This is a genomic window from Sutcliffiella sp. FSL R7-0096 (assembly GCF_038595065.1).
Lineage (GTDB): Bacteria > Bacillota > Bacilli > Bacillales > Bacillaceae_I > Sutcliffiella_A.
This window is the reverse complement of sequence record NZ_CP152003.1, coordinates 115,925-134,248: the sequence shown is the minus strand read 5'-3', so window position 1 is coordinate 134,248 and position 18,324 is coordinate 115,925. Positions and strand designations below refer to the sequence as shown.

At 43.1% G+C, this 18,324-nt stretch carries 19 protein-coding genes and 1 other annotated feature; all 19 genes read right to left on the bottom strand.

Going from position 1 to position 18,324, the window contains the following annotated elements:
* Positions 1–41: 41 nt before the first annotated feature.
* Entirely contained in the window at positions 42–3,599 is a 3,558-nt protein-coding gene (rpoB, locus tag MKY77_RS00690) for a DNA-directed RNA polymerase subunit beta (protein WP_339148340.1), read from the bottom strand.
* 286 nt (positions 3,600–3,885) lie between these two features.
* Positions 3,886–4,488 (bottom strand): class I SAM-dependent methyltransferase, encoded by a 603-nt coding sequence (locus MKY77_RS00685; RefSeq protein ID WP_339148339.1) that lies wholly within the window; start codon positions 4,486–4,488, stop codon positions 3,886–3,888.
* Positions 4,489–4,826: 338 nt separating this feature from the next.
* Complete coding sequence (gene rplL, locus MKY77_RS00680; RefSeq protein WP_060666612.1) at positions 4,827–5,189, bottom strand: 50S ribosomal protein L7/L12; 363 nt, start codon at positions 5,187–5,189, stop codon at positions 4,827–4,829.
* A 65-nt stretch (positions 5,190–5,254) separates the two neighbouring features.
* Positions 5,255–5,755: a 50S ribosomal protein L10 gene (rplJ, locus tag MKY77_RS00675; protein WP_339148338.1), complete on the bottom strand. Its 501-nt coding sequence runs from the start codon at positions 5,753–5,755 to the stop codon at positions 5,255–5,257.
* 42 nt (positions 5,756–5,797) lie between these two features.
* Positions 5,798–5,941: a sequence feature (ribosomal protein L10 leader region), on the bottom strand.
* Between the two features lie 48 nt (positions 5,942–5,989).
* Positions 5,990–6,694: a 50S ribosomal protein L1 gene (rplA, locus tag MKY77_RS00670; RefSeq protein ID WP_339148337.1), complete on the bottom strand. Its 705-nt coding sequence runs from the start codon at positions 6,692–6,694 to the stop codon at positions 5,990–5,992.
* Between the two features lie 117 nt (positions 6,695–6,811).
* Positions 6,812–7,237 (bottom strand): 50S ribosomal protein L11, encoded by a 426-nt coding sequence (rplK, locus tag MKY77_RS00665; RefSeq protein WP_148967032.1) that lies wholly within the window; start codon positions 7,235–7,237, stop codon positions 6,812–6,814.
* 172 nt (positions 7,238–7,409) lie between these two features.
* Positions 7,410–7,943, bottom strand: coding sequence for a transcription termination/antitermination protein NusG (nusG, locus tag MKY77_RS00660; RefSeq protein WP_060666616.1), 534 nt, complete (start codon positions 7,941–7,943; stop codon positions 7,410–7,412).
* 427 nt (positions 7,944–8,370) lie between these two features.
* Entirely contained in the window at positions 8,371–8,553 is a 183-nt protein-coding gene (secE, locus tag MKY77_RS00655; RefSeq protein WP_237665316.1) for a preprotein translocase subunit SecE, read from the bottom strand.
* A gap of 31 nt (positions 8,554–8,584) precedes the next feature.
* Positions 8,585–8,734, bottom strand: a complete 150-nt coding sequence (rpmG, locus tag MKY77_RS00650; RefSeq protein WP_063558983.1) for a 50S ribosomal protein L33 — start codon at positions 8,732–8,734, stop codon at positions 8,585–8,587.
* A gap of 119 nt (positions 8,735–8,853) precedes the next feature.
* On the bottom strand, positions 8,854–9,459 hold the full coding sequence (sigH, locus tag MKY77_RS00645; RefSeq protein WP_087942026.1) for an RNA polymerase sporulation sigma factor SigH: 606 nt from the start codon (positions 9,457–9,459) through the stop codon (positions 8,854–8,856).
* 113 nt (positions 9,460–9,572) lie between these two features.
* Positions 9,573–10,082 (bottom strand): NYN domain-containing protein, encoded by a 510-nt coding sequence (locus tag MKY77_RS00640; RefSeq protein WP_339148335.1) that lies wholly within the window; start codon positions 10,080–10,082, stop codon positions 9,573–9,575.
* A 6-nt stretch (positions 10,083–10,088) separates the two neighbouring features.
* Entirely contained in the window at positions 10,089–10,832 is a 744-nt protein-coding gene (rlmB, locus tag MKY77_RS00635; protein ID WP_339148334.1) for a 23S rRNA (guanosine(2251)-2'-O)-methyltransferase RlmB, read from the bottom strand.
* 2 nt (positions 10,833–10,834) lie between these two features.
* A complete protein-coding gene (locus tag MKY77_RS00630; protein ID WP_339148333.1) occupies positions 10,835–11,245 on the bottom strand; it encodes a Mini-ribonuclease 3 in 411 nt (136 codons plus the stop codon).
* A gap of 7 nt (positions 11,246–11,252) precedes the next feature.
* Complete coding sequence (gene cysS, locus MKY77_RS00625) at positions 11,253–12,653, bottom strand: cysteine--tRNA ligase (RefSeq protein WP_339148332.1); 1,401 nt, start codon at positions 12,651–12,653, stop codon at positions 11,253–11,255.
* Positions 12,634–13,347 carry a serine O-acetyltransferase gene (gene cysE, locus MKY77_RS00620; protein WP_339149925.1) on the bottom strand — a complete coding sequence of 238 codons (714 nt, stop codon included), beginning with the start codon at positions 13,345–13,347 and terminating at the stop codon, positions 12,634–12,636. Before cysE ends, cysS begins: the two co-directional genes overlap by 20 nt.
* A gap of 562 nt (positions 13,348–13,909) precedes the next feature.
* Complete coding sequence (gltX, locus tag MKY77_RS00615) at positions 13,910–15,361, bottom strand: glutamate--tRNA ligase (RefSeq protein WP_339148331.1); 1,452 nt, start codon at positions 15,359–15,361, stop codon at positions 13,910–13,912.
* 270 nt (positions 15,362–15,631) lie between these two features.
* On the bottom strand, positions 15,632–16,108 hold the full coding sequence (ispF, locus tag MKY77_RS00610; protein ID WP_339148330.1) for a 2-C-methyl-D-erythritol 2,4-cyclodiphosphate synthase: 477 nt from the start codon (positions 16,106–16,108) through the stop codon (positions 15,632–15,634).
* 168 nt (positions 16,109–16,276) lie between these two features.
* Positions 16,277–16,954 (bottom strand): 2-C-methyl-D-erythritol 4-phosphate cytidylyltransferase, encoded by a 678-nt coding sequence (gene ispD, locus MKY77_RS00605; RefSeq protein ID WP_339148329.1) that lies wholly within the window; start codon positions 16,952–16,954, stop codon positions 16,277–16,279.
* A 187-nt stretch (positions 16,955–17,141) separates the two neighbouring features.
* Positions 17,142–18,233, bottom strand: a complete 1,092-nt coding sequence (locus tag MKY77_RS00600) for a PIN/TRAM domain-containing protein (RefSeq protein WP_237665325.1) — start codon at positions 18,231–18,233, stop codon at positions 17,142–17,144.
* Positions 18,234–18,324: the final 91 nt, after the last annotated feature.

Sequence of the window (18,324 nt, the reverse complement as noted above, 5' to 3'; positions counted from 1 at the left end):
AGGTTCTACCCAAATGCTTATCTTTAAAGTCCTGTTGGCCATCAGTCTTTAGCGACAGTTTCTTTTACTTCTTCTACTTGATCGGAATCAAGGGAAATACCTTCGGAAGATTGTTCTTCGTCATCTTCCAAGTCTCTCATTTCAATCTCTTTTTCATCGCCAGAAAGGATTTTAACGTCCATACCTAAACTTTGAAGCTCTTTGATTAATACTTTGAAAGATTCAGGTACACCAGGTTCAGGAACATTTTCACCTTTAACGATCGCCTCGTACGTTTTCACACGTCCTACTACGTCATCGGATTTAACTGTAAGGATTTCTTGAAGTGTATATGCGGCACCATAAGCCTCAAGTGCCCAAACTTCCATCTCACCGAAACGCTGTCCACCGAATTGCGCTTTACCACCAAGTGGTTGCTGTGTAACGAGTGAGTATGGTCCAGTCGAACGTGCGTGCAACTTGTCGTCAACCATGTGCGCAAGTTTGATCATGTACATGATCCCGACAGATACGCGGCTGTCGAAAGGTTCACCTGTTCTTCCGTCATACAGTACAGTTTTTGCATCTCTTGCCATGCCAGCCTCTTCTAAAGTGCTCCAAACGTCTTCTTCACGCGCGCCATCAAATACGGCGGAAGCAACGTGGATACCCAAGGTTCTTGCTGCCATACCCAGGTGAAGCTCCAATACCTGCCCGATGTTCATACGGGATGGAACCCCCAGTGGGTTTAACATGATGTCAATTGGCGTACCGTCTGGAAGATATGGCATATCTTCTTCCGGTAAGATACGGGAGATAACCCCTTTGTTACCATGTCGTCCGGCCATTTTGTCCCCTTCAGAAATTTTACGCTTCTGAACGATATATGCACGAACTAATTGGTTAACACCTGGTGGCAACTCGTCTCCATCTTCACGGTTGAATACTTTTACATCAAGTACGATACCGCCACCACCGTGTGGAACTCTCAGTGATGTATCACGTACTTCTCTCGCTTTTTCACCAAAGATTGCGTGTAAAAGACGTTCTTCAGCTGTAAGTTCGGTTACCCCTTTAGGAGTTACTTTTCCTACCAATAGATCTCCATCTTTTACTTCCGCACCGACTCTGATGATTCCACGATCGTCAAGATTCTTAAGTGCCTCTTCCCCTACGTTCGGGATATCACGTGTGATTTCCTCCGGTCCAAGCTTAGTGTCACGAGCTTCTGATTCATACTCTTCAATATGAATGGAAGTGTACACATCGTCTTTTACCAGACGCTCACTCATGATGATGGCATCCTCATAGTTATATCCGTCCCATGTCATGAAGCCGACCATTACGTTACGGCCTAGTGCCAATTCACCTTTTTCCATGGAAGGACCGTCTGCAAGGATTTCTCCTTTTGTTACAACGTCTCCAACGGAAACGATCGGACGCTGGTTATAACAAGTTCCCTGGTTGGAACGAATGAATTTAAGCATTCTGTACTTATCAAGGTTGCCTTTTACCTGTTGCCCATCGACTTCTTCCATACGGCGCACCCAAACTTCACGGGCTTCAACGCGCTCTACAACACCTGGGTGTTTACAGATTACTGCAGCACCGGAGTCTTTTGCAGAAACGTGCTCCATCCCTGTACCCACAATCGGTGATTCCGGTTGCATCAACGGTACAGCTTGACGTTGCATGTTCGCTCCCATCAGGGCACGGTTGGAGTCATCGTTTTCCAAGAAAGGAATACACGCTGTCGCAGCTGAAACAACTTGCTTAGGAGAAACGTCCATGTAGTCGATTCTTTCACTTATAACAACGGTGTTCTCTCCGCGGAAACGGGAAACAACGTTCTCATCAAGGAAAGTACCATCTTCACCAAGGCGTGCGTTCGCTTGGGCTACTACATAATTATCTTCCTCATCTGCTGTCAAGTAATCGATTTGGTCTGTCACTCTACCCGTTTCAGGGTCTACTCTTCTGTAAGGAGTTTCAATGAAACCAAATTTATTTACTTTCGCAAAAGAAGAAAGGGAGTTGATCAGTCCAATGTTTGGTCCCTCAGGAGTCTCGATCGGACACATACGGCCATAGTGGGAGTAGTGAACGTCACGTACTTCAAAGCCAGCACGCTCACGCGTTAAACCACCAGGTCCAAGTGCGGACAATCTACGTTTATGTGTCAATTCGGCAAGTGGATTCGTTTGATCCATGAACTGAGATAATTGAGAGCTTCCGAAGAACTCTTTAATGGATGCGATAACAGGTCTGATATTGATCAGTTGTTGCGGAGTAATGGTGTTAGTGTCCTGGATGGACATTCTTTCACGCACTACACGCTCCATTCTGGATAGACCGATACGGAACTGGTTTTGAAGAAGTTCTCCAACAGAACGTAAACGGCGGTTACCAAGGTGATCGATATCGTCTGTGTCGCCTACACCATGTAGAAGGTCAAAGAAATAACTGATAGAAGCAATGATGTCCGCCGGAGCGATATGCTTCACCTTTTCTTCAATAAAACCGTTGCCTAAAACGACGATTTCTTTTTCACCTTCTGCATCATTTGGTGCATATATCTTAATAGATTGCATTGGCACTTCATCTTCTACTACCCCGCCATGCGGATGGAAGGAAGTCAGGCCGATGCCATCTTCAATGTTAGGTAGAATGCGATCTAACGTTCTACGGTCTAACAGTGTACCTTTTTCTACGATGATTTCCCCTGTTTCAGGGTCTACAAGTGTTTCAGCGATACGTTGATTGAAAAGTCTGTTCTTGATATGAAGCTTTTTATTAATCTTGTATCTTCCAACACTTGCTAAATCATAGCGTTTAGGATCGAAAAATCTAGACTCTAATAAACTTTTCGCATTTTCAACCGTAGGTGGCTCCCCAGGGCGTAAACGCTCATATATTTCTAGTAATGCCTTTTCGGTACTTTCTGTGTTATCCTTATCTAAAGTATTGCGCAAGTACTCGTTTTCACCTATAAGATCAATGATCTCCTGGTCGGAACCGAATCCAAGAGCACGCAAAAGAACCGTTACTGGTAGTTTACGAGTACGATCTATACGAACATATACAACATCTTTAGCGTCAGTCTCGTATTCTAACCATGCACCACGGTTTGGAATAACAGTAGCCGAAAAGCCTTTTTTACCATTTTTATCTACTTTTCCGCTGTAATACACACTTGGAGAACGCACTAACTGAGATACAATAACACGTTCTGCACCATTAATAACGAACGTACCAGTATCCGTCATCAACGGGAAATCACCCATAAATACATCCTGGTCTTTTACTTCACCAGTTTCTTTGTTAATGAGACGAACCTTCACACGTAAAGGAGCTGAGTATGTAACATCTCTTTCCTTTGATTCTTCAACAGAATATTTAGGTTCCCCTAAGCTATAATCGATGAATTCTAAAGATAGATTTCCTGTGAAGTCTTCAATTGGGGAAATGTCATGAAACATTTCTCTCAATCCCTCATCCAGGAACCATTGATAAGAAGATGTTTGAATCTCTATTAGATTTGGTAAATCTAATACTTCACTAATGCGAGCATAACTTCTGCGTTGGCGGTGTCGTCCGTATTGAACTAGTTGACCTGTCAACTGATTCACCCCTCGTATCAAGCGTTATTAAATAGTAGTTCAAATAATATAAACCACTCAAAGCCAAACATAAAAAAACATTCAACATGGAAACGATACTGCTAAAAGAATCCATGTTAAAAATAAAAAATGGTTTCAATACAGAAAACCACATTTCAATCGCTCTATTGATTTTACTATCTTTTCCAAGCATACTAATTTTATACATGAAAAATACATAAAATTATTAGTGCTCAGAAAAATACATATTGGCATTAAACAATGCTACCATAACAAAAAAACCAAGTCAACCCTTTTTTGATTTGATAATGGAATAGCCTTTTTTCTTCGTTACAACTTCCACTTCCTCAAATAAAGACTCCAATTTCTCCATTGCGGAAGGAGCTCCCTGCTTCTTTTGGATCACAACCCACAGTTCTCCCTTTGGAGCCAAGTGCGTCCAAGCTTTTTCCAGGATCTCATGCACCACTTTTTTCCCGGCGCGTATCGGAGGATTGGAAAGTATTGCTGCATAATCGGTGGTAGTGACTTTTTCATAGATATCACTAGTAAAAACAGTGATATTCTCCACTTTGTTAATAGAACCGTTTTCTTTGGCAAGCTCAACAGCTCTTTCATTGACATCAATCATGTCCACGTGACGATGCGGATAGAATTTTGCAAGAGACAATCCAATCGGACCATATCCACAGCCAACATCCAGAATGCGACCTTCCACTTCCGGTTCTTCAAAAGCCTCTATCAGCACTCTTGATCCAAAGTCCACTTCTTTTTTTGAAAAAACACCGCTATCCGTTATGAAAGAAAAGTTGTTACCTTTTAAATCAAATTTCCATTGTTGACGGTTGCTTTCCACAGATGGCTTGTTTGTATAATAATGATTCGTCATATTTAGTCTCCTTATCTGAAAAGCTATCTTTTGCTTTTCAACAAGGCTCTTTTCTCAAAGATTGTTGCTATTACCTAGTAAAAAGTCTGCAATTGGACTTTTTTACCGCTTACCCATTCTAAATATACAGCCAGAAAAGAGCAAGGCAGTAAGGAATATATCGTTGGTTGATACATTCGAAAAAGCAACAAATTCTTTTGAAACAGCCTTAACAAATCAACTTCATATATTAGCACCCTTGAAAAAGACAGTAACCAAACGATCCTTACATCAAGTGTGGCACCGTTTAAAAAAAGCCCGCTAACACGTAGCGAGCTTTCCTTTTTAAGAGCCTGTAATTACTTAACTTCTACAGAAGCTCCAACTTCTTCAAGTTTAGCTTTGATTTCTTCAGCTTCTTCTTTAGCAATACCTTCTTTAAGAGCTTTAGGAGCGTTGTCTACAACTTCTTTAGCTTCTTTAAGACCGAGGCCAGTGATTTCACGTACTACTTTGATAACCTTGATTTTTTGTCCACCAGCGTTAGCTAGGATTACATCAAATTCAGTTTGCTCAGCAGCAGCTTCAGCAGCTCCGCCACCAGCTACAGCTACAGGAGCAGCAGCAGTTACACCAAATTCTTCTTCGATTGCTTTTACTAGGTCGTTTAGTTCTAAAACAGTCATATTTTTAACCGCTTCAATGATTTGTTCGTGTGTCATTGTTAATTTCCTCCTTAGATATTATAAGTTTTATTGTTTTTCTTACTTAACTTGCTAAATTGAAATTAAGCGCCTTGCTCTTCTTTTTGCTCTGCAACTGCTTTCGTAACAAGAGCCAAGTTGCGGATTGGAGCTTGAAGGACGCTAAGCAACATGGAAAGAAGACCTTCACGGGATGGAAGTTCAGCAAGAGCTTTTACTTCTTCAACCGTTGCAACATTTCCTTCGATTACACCAGCTTTGATTTCTAATGCTTCGTGCTTTTTCGCGAAGTCATTAAGGATCTTAGCAGGAGCTACTACATCTTCAGTAGAGAATGCGATAGCGTTAGGTCCTGTTAATGCGTCGTTCAGTCCGTTGATGTCTGCTGCTTCAGCCGCACGGCGAGTTAAAGAGTTTTTGAAAACCTTGAACTCAACACCTGCTTCACGAAGTTGTTTACGAAGTTCTGTTACTTCCGCAACGTTAAGTCCACGGTAGTCAACTACGATAGTAGATACAGAAGCTTTAAACTTGTCAGCGATTTCTCCAACAGCTTGTTTTTTTACTTCAACTGCTTTGCTCATCGTTACACCTCCTAAAAAGTTGGTTACCACTTATACCGACCGGTGTACATAAAGAATGCCCCCACGCAGGTGGAGGCAGAAGTTTTATCGTTAAAAGCACAAGGCTTTTGATCGTAAAAATTCACACCTCGGTAGGAAATTAAGCCGATTGGCACCTACTGTCTACGGTACAAACAATATCATTTTATAAACACAACGATTATTATAACCGTGTAGTTATCTTATGTCAATATGTTAGTTTTTGGTAGCTACGAAAGTAGAAGCGTCAACTTTTACTCCAGGTCCCATTGTAGAAGTAACAGCAACGTTCTTCATGAATGTACCTTTTGCAGCTGCCGGTTTAGCTTTTAGTAAAGTCTCATAGATAGTTGTGAAGTTTTCAGCAAGCTTCGCATCTTCGAAAGAGATCTTACCGATTGGAACATGGATGTTACCGGATTTATCAAGACGGTATTCAACTTTACCAGCTTTAATCTCGTTAACAGCTTTTGTTACATCAAATGTAACTGTTCCAGTTTTAGGGTTTGGCATTAAGCCTTTAGGTCCTAATACGCGTCCTAATTTACCAACTTCACCCATCATGTCTGGAGTAGCAACGATTACGTCGAAATCGAACCAACCTTGGTTGATTTTCGCGATCATGTCAGCATCCCCAACATAGTCAGCTCCAGCAGCTTCTGCTTCTTTCGCTTTTTCGCCTTTAGCGAAAACTAGGACTTTTTGAGTTTTACCAGTTCCATGAGGAAGCACTACTGCTCCACGGATCTGTTGGTCGTTTTTACGAGGGTCAACTCCAAGGCGGAATGCAACTTCCACAGTAGCGTCGAACTTCGCAGTGTTTGTTTTCTTAACTAATTCGATAGCTTCGTTAACAGAGTAAGCCGTTGTACGGTCTACAAGTTTCGCAGCTTCGATGTACTTTTTACCTCTTTTAGCCATTTTAAATGTCCTCCTTATGTGGTTTTAGCGGAATAACCTCCCACGAATAAAGGTTGCGAATTGGCCATAAACCAAAGTCCGCAACCCTGAACAGCAGTTAAATCAAAAGCAATGGGATCAGTCTTCGATTGTGATACCCATGCTACGAGCAGTACCTTCAACCATGCGCATTGCAGCTTCTACGCTTGCAGCGTTTAGATCTGGCATTTTCGTCTCCGCAATTTCGCGTACTTTATCACGCTTAACTGTTGCAACTTTATTACGGTTTGGTTCACCAGAACCAGACTCGATACCAGCTGCTTTTTTAAGTAAAACTGCAGCAGGTGGAGTTTTCGTAATAAATGTAAATGAACGGTCTTCAAAAACCGTGATTTCAACAGGGATAATCAATCCAGCTTGATCCGCTGTACGAGCGTTGAACTCTTTACAGAAACCCATGATGTTAACACCTGCTTGACCTAGTGCTGGTCCAACTGGTGGTGCTGGGTTAGCTTTCGCTGCCGGAATTTGTAGCTTTACCATTTTAATTACTTTTTTAGCCACGAGACACACCTCCTTAAGTCCGTGATGTGGTATCTGGGATTTCTCCCTCCCACTCAACTCATTCTTTATATATTTAATAAAGAATATTTTTTTATTAATAGTCTCTGTTTCAGAGACATACTGACCTTTGAAATAATATCATTTTTACGAAACTATTTCAAGTTTTTTTACATTATAATTTTTCAATCTGTGTAAAGTCAAGCTCCACAGGGGTTTCACGGCCAAACATATTTACTAAAACTTTCACTTTATGCTTGTCTTTATCCAGTTCGACGATATGTCCGGTGAAGTTTGCGAAAGGACCTTCTGTCACTTTCACGGATTCTTTCAGATCGAAGTCTACTTCGACTTGCTTCTCCATCATGCCCATTCTCTTCAGGATGAATGCAATTTCGTCATCCAATAGAGGCGTTGGCTTGGAACCGGATCCGCTTGATCCCACGAAACCTGTGACTCCAGGTGTGTTACGTACTACATACCAGGAATCGTCTGTCATGACGATTTCGACTAGCACGTAACCAGGGAATACCTTTTTCTTTGTTACTTTCTTTTTGCCGTTTTTGATGTCGGTTTCTTCTTCTTCAGGAACGACAACGCGGAAGATTTTATCTTGCATCCCCATTGATTCTACTCGTTTTTCTAAGTTCGCTTTTACTTTATTCTCGTATCCGGAATAAGTATGAACGACGTACCAGTTTTTCTCCATTGTTTAGGACTTGTGTCCGTCCCTCCCTTTTCGTAACTTTTTGTTGCTGATAGCAAATCTTATACATATCGTTGATAGATGAATATGAATGACAACCAAAATCCTTAATCTTAAGAATCCCATAACTCCTGTTGGTTTCCATTCCGGGTGTTCGCTTATCCTTTGGGCGCTGCTTGAGCCTCCTCGCTACGCTCGGGGGTCTCAAGCTACCGCTATCTCCCTCAGGAGTCTCACACCCTGCACTTTAATCAACAGGGGCGGCCAATATATCAACAGTGTTTTAAAATCATTGAAACTAGTAAAGAATGCTTGTTTTTTTCCAAATGAAAAAACCCGTTGAACGGGCTTTTTGTCAGAAAGTATTATTTACATTATACCATGATATAACACTACTTATTCAAGAGTAAAAGGAATAAGTTTGAATTACTTATTTAATCACAGTACGCAACAATTCGGAAATACCCATGTCCACAATCCAGAAGAATACTGTGACAAACAATACAGTTGTTACTACTGTGATTGTGTAACGAGTTAATTCCTTGCGTTTTGGCCAGCTTACTTTCTTCATTTCGCGAGCTACATCACGAAAAAAATTAGTCAAACGTCCCATCCATGTAACCTCCAACCCCAGAAATACTGATCTATTTTGTCTCCCGATGAACGGTGTGAGCATTACAAACCTTGCAAAACTTCTTTATCTCTAAACGCTCGCCGCTTTGCGCTTTCCCTTTGACTGTTGAATAGTTTCGGGAAGAACAAGCTGCACAAGCAAGTGCCACCTTACTTTGCATGTGTTACACCACCTGAACTGAACAAAGATGTCCATAAAAATGTAACATAGGTGTAATAATTAGTCAATGTCAAGTAGAACGCTCAATCATGTGTTTTGTTATGCGCTTCCACTTGTGGATTACAATGTGATTTCCCTAAGCTCCAGGTATCGCTCGAGCTTGCGCTTCACCCTTTGCAAGGCGTTATCGATGGATTTCACATGCCGGTTTAAATCTTCTGAAATTTCCTGATAAGAACGTCCATCCAGATAGAGAGCAAGCACCTTTCTTTCCAGGTCGCTTAACAGCTCGCCCATCTTCACCTCTATATCATCAAATTCTTCTTGATTTATGATCAGTTCTTCCGGATCCATCACTTTTGCTCCGGAAATGACATCCATTAATGTGCGATCTGATTCCTCGTCATAAATAGGCTTGTCCAGCGATACGTACGAATTCAATGGAATATGCTTTTGTCTCGTGGCCGTTTTAATCGCAGTGATGATTTGTCTGGTGATGCACAATTCCGCAAATGCTTTGAAAGAAGTCAGCTTGTCCTCTTTGAAGTCACGAATTGCCTTGTAAAGACCAATCATACCTTCTTGCACAATATCTTCGCGATCTGCACCTATGAGAAAATAGGATCTAGCCTTCGCGCGAACGAAATTTTTATACTTGTTGATTAAATAATCCAGCGCTTCACTGTCACCTAAATGCACAAGTTCTACCATCTGTTCGTCTTCCATAAGCTCTAATGTCCTGTTGGCATTTCTTGGATCGCTCACTATCACACCTATCCCTCCGGCTGAATCAGTAGATAGAAATATTATACAGTAGGCACAAATTGACCGTCAACCACTCATCGCTGTCCTCGGCGCCATTTTTCGAAAATTGCTGAAATTTCATTGTCTAACTCAATGCGTTTAGAAGGTTTTTCGTTGGTAAATTTTGTTACCCTCTTTTTTATTTTCACTTCGATTGTATCTGATTCATTCAGGAGTTCCCTAGCAGATTTCCGCAAAGCCCCTTGTCCAAAAATTGCCCATTGCTCGGTATAATCGGACGTTGCAACATGAATTTGCGTACGGATATCACTTAAACTGATGGCCAGTTTTTCGATTCTTTCATCTGCCGTTTCATTTTCCCGAGTATAAATGACTTCAACACGATGGTTTTTGTACTTAGTTTCTATCCCCTGGGACATGTGGGCATCAAAAACAACTATCACTTTATAGCCAGTATAGGCCTGGTATTCTGCCATTCTCGAAATAAGGATATCACGGGCCATCGCGAGATCCTTGTCTTTCAGTACTCTCAGCTCCGGCCACGCTCCGATAATGTTATATCCATCCACCAGTAGAATATCCATCTTCCTTTACTCTCCTGCCGGCATTCTTTTGCGGAAAACCTCATACATTAATAGACTGGCAGCAACAGAAGCGTTCAAAGACGTCACTTTCCCCACCATCGGCAACGATACAAGGAAGTCACATTTTTCCTTTAACAGCCTTGCCATCCCTTTGCCTTCACTGCCGATTATCAGGCCAAGTGGCAGGGAGCCATCCATTTTCGTGTAATCCACCGTTCCTTTTGCATCAGTGCCGAATATCCAGAGTCCTCTTTCCTTCAGCTCGTCCACCGTTCTTGCAAGGTTGGTCACTCGTACGACTGGAATGTGCTCGATCGCCCCGGTGGATGATTTGGCGACAGTTGCTGTCAGTCCCACTGCTCTCCGCTTCGGAATGATGATTCCGTGAGCACCCACAGCATCCGCTGTACGCATGATGGAACCAAGATTATGCGGATCTTCTATTTCGTCCAGAATCAAGAAGAAAGGATCCTCCTTTCTCTCTTCCGCTGATCGGTAAAGGTCATCTAGTTCCGCATAGTCATATGCCGCTACAGAAGCGACGACCCCCTGGTGGTTCCCTTCCACCATCTGATCAATTTTTTTACGAGGGACAAACTGCACCAGAACGTTTGCCTCTTTTGCCATGGCGATCACTTGTTGGATAGAGCCTTTTTGACCACCTTCTGCTATCCAGAGTTTGTTGATTTCACGATTTGATTTAAGTGCCTCAAGCACTGGATTACGTCCCATAATGAATTCTTTTGTCATCTCTATTCACCTCTCTTGCTGTCTACCAGTTCTATGCAGGTAAACACGATTTCTTCCATTCGTTCTATGTCTTCATGTAAGTATAAATAGCCAATCAGTGCTTCAAATGCGGTGGAATAGCGGTATGTTTGAACATCCGTATTCTTCGGTACGGAGCCGGATTTGGCATTGCGGCCCCGCCTGATGACACCTTGTTCCTCTTCGCTGAAAAATTCCCGCTCCATCAGCTGATGAAGCAGATGTGCCTGCGATTTCGCAGACACATAGTTCGTTGCTGCACGATGCAACTGATTTGGGCGTATTTTGCCGGATTTCAAAAGATGGTGGCGAATATACCCTTCATACACCGCATCCCCCATATAAGCGAGCGCCAAACTATTTAATTGCTTTGCATCCACATTGCTGTTGCTCATTACTGGTTTAGCCTCTTTTCCATCTTGTGCCTTGTGCGGTATCTTCGAGAATGATGTTTTTTGCTTTCAGCTCATCACGAATCTGGTCGGCTCTTGCAAAGTCACGGTTTTTTCTGGCATCGATGCGCTGCTGGATCAGGCTTTCGATTTCCTCATCCAAAAGCTCCTCTTCTACTGTTAGGGACACTCCGATTACTGAGAACAGCTCTTCAAATTGGGTGATGAATGCTTGTAACACTTTTTCGGAGGTGTTTTTTCCATTTAAGTAAAGGTTGGCTTGTTTAGCCATGTCAAATAAAATAGAAATGGCATTGGCTGTATTAAAATCATCGTCCATCACTTTGATGAATTCGTTTTTAAACTCTTCTACTTTTTGTAGCCATTCTGTAGCATCTGTTGCAAGATCTGCTGTATTATCCAAACGGTGTTTCAGGTTAATGTAGGCTGTACGTAAACGATCCAGGCCATTCTTGGTGCTTTGAAGCAGCTCTTCATTATAGTTGATCGGATGACGGTAATGAACCGATAGCATGAAGAAACGAAGCAGTTGCGGGTCATGCTTTTGAATGATGTCATGTACCAACACAAAGTTCCCCAGTGACTTAGACATTTTTTCGTTATCAATATTAATATACCCATTATGCAACCAATACTTAGCAAACGTCTTGCCTGTTAATGCTTCCGATTGAGCAATTTCATTTTCATGATGTGGGAAGGAGAGGTCCTGTCCACCTGCGTGGATATCAATGGTGTCGCCAAGGTATTTACGTGCCATTGCCGAGCACTCGATATGCCAGCCTGGTCTGCCTTTCCCCCACGGACTGTCCCAGTGGATTTCCCCTTCTTTTGCCGCTTTCCACAGTACAAAGTCCAGTGCGTCTTGTTTCTTTTCGCCTACTTCAATGCGTGTTCCAAGCTGCAGGTCTTCGATCGGTTGATGGGAGAGCTTGCCGTACTCTTCGAACTCGCGGGTTCTGTAGTACACGTCTCCACCAGACTCATAGGCAAAGCCTTTTTCAATTAGCGCTTCAATGAATTCAATGATGATATCCATATTTTCTGTGACCCTTGGATGTACGGTTGCCTTTTTGCAACCAAGCGCAGAGACATCCTCATGGTAAGCAGCGATGAATCGGTCCGCAATCGTCGGTACATCTTCGCCCAGCTCATTGGCAGCCTTGATCAGCTTGTCATCCACATCTGTAAAATTGGATACATAGTTGACTTCATAGCCGCGGTACTCGAGGTATCTTCTTACCGTATCAAATACAATCGGCGGTCTTGCATTCCCGATATGGATATAGTTATAGACGGTCGGTCCGCAAACATACATCTTGACCTTCCCCTCTTCAAGCGGGACAAATTTTTCCTTTTGACGTGTCAGTGTATTATAAAGATGAATGGTCATCTATTTTCTTCCTCTCTTTTAAAAATATCAGTTCATTTTGCAGTTGTGCGATTTGTTTCTCCAATTCCACAAATCTGTCTCCGGTCGGGTCTGGCATTTCATGATGGTTCAAGTCCCTTTTTACTTTTACCCCATCCTGGATCACAATTTTGCCCGGAATGCCCACAACCGTGGAGTTGGCTGGTACATCCTTCAGTACAACAGATCCCGCTCCGACCTTGGAGTTCTCCCCTATCGTGATGGAACCCAACACCTTTGCTCCTGTTGCAATCAGGGCGTGGTCTTGAATGGTTGGGTGCCGTTTACCTTTTTCTTTCCCGGTACCCCCGAGCGTTACTCCTTGGAAGACAGTAACATTATTCCCAATTTCACAGGTTTCACCTATGACAACACCCATTCCGTGGTCAATGAAAAATCTTCGGCCTATTTTTGCTCCCGGATGGATTTCGATCCCTGTGAAGAATCGGCTTATCTGGGAGATGACCCTGGCGATGAAGAACATTTTACGCTTAAAAAAGGCGTGAGCCAATCTGTGGGCCCATACGGCATGGAGACCTGAGTATGTCAGGATCACTTCTAAATGATTTCTTGCAGCCGGATCTTGTTCGAATACGACTTCAATGTCTTCCTTCAATGTACGAAACATGTAGTGATCCTCCTTTCGTTTTGCGTTTGTTAATTTATTTCCGTTTATTTTACTTAACTGGTTAATTCCCTGTTTTTTTCGTTCCGGGAGTTCGCTTATCCAGTGGGCGGTGCTTGAGCGTCTCAAGTCTACCGCTACCTCCCGCCGGAGTCTCACTCCCTGCTCTTCAGTCAACAGGGGGGGTACGTGATACTATTTAGGCCACCATTACTCATTGCCACCTGGAATGTTTCTCAAAAATAAAAACGCCTCGGTGTCATTGACACAGAGACGCTTTTGGCGCGGTTCCACTCTGTTTGGATGGTGACTGGCTTTTTGAAAAGATCACATCATCCCTACTTAAGCCTCGTAACGGGAGGTTGCCGCTGGTACTTACTCGGCATTGGTGCCTTTTAGCAACAGACTCAGAGGTGCATTTCAGAAAAGTCATCACTTAGATCGCTTGCAGCCGGTGGCGATCTTCTCTGGGAAGGATGGACGTTCCTTACTCTCCTCTTCTACATTCATGCTCAGACTGCATGAAAACCAAGCAGTCCCAGTTATTTTTCAAACGATCATTTTTATCATTATAAAAAGGTTAGTTCTATCATATTACGTTTTAATGAAAATGTTAACCGATTAGCTTTGATAATCTTGCTAAAACCGTATCTTTTCCTAAAAGGTGGATGGTTTGTGGCAGGTCGCGACCATGTGTTTGGCCTGTTGTTGCCACACGGATCGGCATGAACAGCTTTTTCCCTTTATGCCCGGTCGCTTTTTGGACGGCTTTCGTAGCAGCTTTGATGTTGTCTACCGAGAAGTCCTCCATCGCTTCCAATTCTTTATGGAATGCAGTCATTACTTCAGGTACTTGTTCTTCAGCTAGGACAGCTTTTGCTTCTTCGTCGTATTCGATGTGGGTTTGGAAGAACATTTCTGTCAGTTCTACTATCTCCGCTCCAAAACTCATCTGCTCTTGGTAAAGCCCGATAAGCTCTTTTGTCCAGGCCTTCTGGTCATCTGTCATAGAACTTTCAAGGCGACCCGCTTTAACGAGGTGTGGCATGGACAGATCTACAAGTCGATCAAGATCCATCGTTTTAATGTATTGGTTATTCATCCACGTCAATTTGTTTGTATCAAATACGGCAGGTGATTTGGATAAACGTGCCGTATCAAAAATCTCGATGAATTGGTCCTTAGAGAAGACCTCCTCTTCCCCGACAGGAGACCAGCCAAGCAAGGCAATGAAGTTGAATAATGCTTCCGGTAAGTAGCCAAGCTCTTCATATTGCTCAATAAACTGAATGATGGATTCATCACGTTTACTTAACTTCTTGCGGCTCTCATTTACAATCAATGTCATGTGGCCGAATGTCGGAACTTCCCAGCCCAACGCTTCAAAGATCATAATCTGTTTTGGCGTGTTGGAAATATGGTCATCCCCGCGTAGCACGTGGGAGATCTTCATCAAATGATCATCCACCGCTACGGCAAAGTTATATGTCGGTGTTCCATCCTTCTTTACAATAACAAAGTCCCCAATGCCATCTGATTCAAAGGAGACGTCCCCTTTTACCATGTCATGGAACTTGATTTCCTTCCCCTTTGGCACGCGAAAGCGGATGCTCGGCTCTCTTCCTTCCGCTTCAAAGGCATGTCGCTCTTCTTCAGTTAAGTTGCTATGCTTGCCAGAGTAACTAGGGTTCTCTCCACGGGCGATTTGTCCTTCGCGCTCCGCTTCAAGCTCCTCTTCCGTGCAATAGCATTTATAGGCAAGGTCTTTTTCTAAAAGCTCATTATAGAATTTGGTGTAGATGTCATTGCGTTCTGATTGACGGTATGGACCATACTCGCCACCTACATCCACGCTTTCATCCCAGTCCATACCGAGCCACTTCAAATATTTCAGCTGGCTCTCTTCTCCACCTGCAATGTTGCGTTTTTTGTCTGTATCTTCAATACGGATGATGAATTTCCCGTTTTGGCTGCGTGCAAACAGGTAGTTGAATAGTGCGGTTCTGGCATTTCCTATATGTAAGTGCCCTGTTGGACTTGGGGCATATCGTACACGGACTGTCATGTTTGTTACCTCCATTTTCCGTCGGCTTTCGGGCCCGGACGGTTTTTAAAACTAAGCATTATTTTAACATAAAAATACTGGATTCGTATCTATTTCTTTCTATGGCTTTGTTATAACGCCGCTGTTGATTTCCGCAAATGGCTTCGCTTTCCTAGGGGCGCTGCTGGAGCCTCCTCGGCTTACGCCTGCGGGGTCTCCACCTAGCGCTATCTCCCTAAGGAGTCTTCGCCTTTTGCTCCAATCAACAGCTAGATATCACGTCTTACAAAACTATTTCTTTAGCAAGAGGACGGCTGCTTGGGCGGCGATGCCTTCTTCTCTCCCTGTGAAACCGAGTTTTTCGGTGGTGGTCGCTTTTACATTGACTTGATCAATATCTGCTTCTAAAAGTTCGGCAATTCTTTTACGCATCGGTTCGATGTGGGGAGCCATCTTTGGTTTTTGCGCAATGATGGTACAGTCCACATTGCCGAGTTTGTACCCTTTTTCTTTTACTATTGCCCATACCTGTTCCATTAAAACAGCGGAATCGGCATTTTTGAATGCGGGATCTGTGTCGGGGAAGTGTTTCCCGATATCCCCTTCTCCTATAGCGCCTAAGCAGGCGTCGGAAATTGTATGTAATAGTACGTCTGCATCAGAATGTCCAAGAAGTCCTTTTTCATAAGGGATGGTGATTCCCCCGATAATCAACGGTCTGTCTTCTGCAAACTGATGTACATCAAAACCTTGTCCAATTCGAAACATGGTACACCTCTCCATTTATATGTATTTTTCTCATTTGAGATTGATCTCACTCCTGCAGGTGTTCGCTTATCCAGTGGGCAGTGCTTGAGCTCCTCACAACGCTCGGAGTCTCAACCTACCGCTACCTCCCGCCGGAGTCCCACACCTTGCACCCCCACTACAGATGAACTATTTTTGTAAAAAAGCTTTGGCGAGGATTAAATCCTCCGGGGTTGTCAGCTTGAAATTTTCATATTCGCCTTCTACTATATGTACCGGTATATGTATCCTCTCCACAAGGCTCGCCTCATCGGTCCCCAAGTAGTTTTCCATCTTTGCCTTTTCATGCGCTTCCTTCAAAATAGGATAACGGAAAGCTTGCGGAGTCTGGATGGACCATAAACTGGACCGTTCGACCGTCTCTTCCACAACTCCCCCACTGCTTACCCGCTTGATGGTATCTTTCACAGGGACTCCGACAATTGCGGCTCCCTCTTTAGATGCTTTCTTCACCAGATTGTGGATGACTTTTTGGGAAATGAAGGGCCTTGCCCCGTCATGGACAAGCACAATCTCTGCTGATTGAATCGAGTTAAGCCCATTATACACGCTATCCTGCCGTTCTTCCCCACCGGGTATGATTTCTTTTATTTTCTTTATCGGATAAAGGGTGAAAAGCTCTTGGAAAATATCTTTTTCTTTGTCATTGATGACTAGTTTGATTTGATCACAGTAAGGGTCTTCTTCAAAGGCGGAGAGGGTGTGAATGATGACGGGTTTCCCCTCAAGTTCGATAAATTGCTTATTCTTTCCCGCCTTCATTCGTTTCCCCTGACCTGCCGCCAGTACGATTACTTGATAGTTCATTTTTTCTCTCCCGTAGGTGTTGATTTTTCAGAGTCCATTAAAAAATATTCTGAAATAACTTCAACCCTCCAAGCAAGGCTTAAGAGGGTAGAGGTTTCTTATGTTGGACTGATTGAGTACCGCTGATGGTTTCCGCGCCAGGCTTCGCTCCCACCATCAGCTAGGGTAGCATCCATTCATCCACTACTTATAAGGCCGCCCGTTCCAGTTGTTTGGGCTTGGCAAAAATCATTCGTCCCGCAGAGGTCTGCAAGACACTTGTAACAAGGACTTGTATGTGCTTGCCGATGTAATCACGGCCTTCTTCCACGACGATCATCGTCCCGTCATCTAGGTATGCAACGCCTTGGTTATGCTCTTTTCCGTCCTTGATGACTTGGACGGTCAGTTCTTCACCCGGAAGGACGACCGGCTTGACCGCATTGGCGAGATCGTTGATATTCAAGACTTCGACACTTTGAAGCTCGCAGACTTTATTCAAATTGAAGTCATTGGTCACGACCACACCGGAAGTCAATTTTGCCAATTTAACAAGTTTACTGTCCACTTCCTGTATATCTTCAAAATTGCCTTCATAGATTTCTACTTTTATGGCTAATTCCTTTTGGATTCTGTTCAAAATATCCAAGCCGCGTCGGCCACGATTTCGTTTCAGCACGTCAGATGAATCGGCTATATGCTGCAGCTCTTCCAGGACAAATCTCGGAATGACAATCGTCCCTTCCAAAAAGCCCGTCTGGCAGATATCCGCCACTCTTCCATCAATGATCACACTCGTATCCAAGATTTTCAGCTTTTTAGAAGAAAGGTCTAAATCGTCTTCCTCCACCGCCTTCTTCTTGCCGAATTTAGATGAGATCGAGAACAAGTTCACTAGCTCATCCCGTTTCTTAAAGCCTACCTGGAATCCGAGATACCCTAATAGAATGGTAATGAAAATAGGGAAGATGGCACTGACAAATGGAATTCTCTCAAGGGGGATGACCGCTAAATAGGCGACAATCAACCCGAAAATAAGTCCCAGGCTACCGAATAACACATCTGTTACCGGCGCTTTCACCAATGATTCCTCTATCCACTTAATGAATCCGACCACATAATCCACTAACCAAAAAGTAAGGATGAAAAATATAATTGCTCCTAAGATCGCAACAGTATAAGGCTTCGTAAGAAAAGGAATATCTCCTACATTTAAGAGGGAAAACAGCTCGGGGATAAAGAATATTCCCAATGTCCCACCAAGAATTAGAAAGAATACTTGAACCATACGCCTTAACATTGCCTCACCTCCTTTTATTCATTATAAACAGTTTCCATTAAATAAAACGTCGAAAAAGCTTTTAATTTACATTTGTTAGGATTTTGTCACA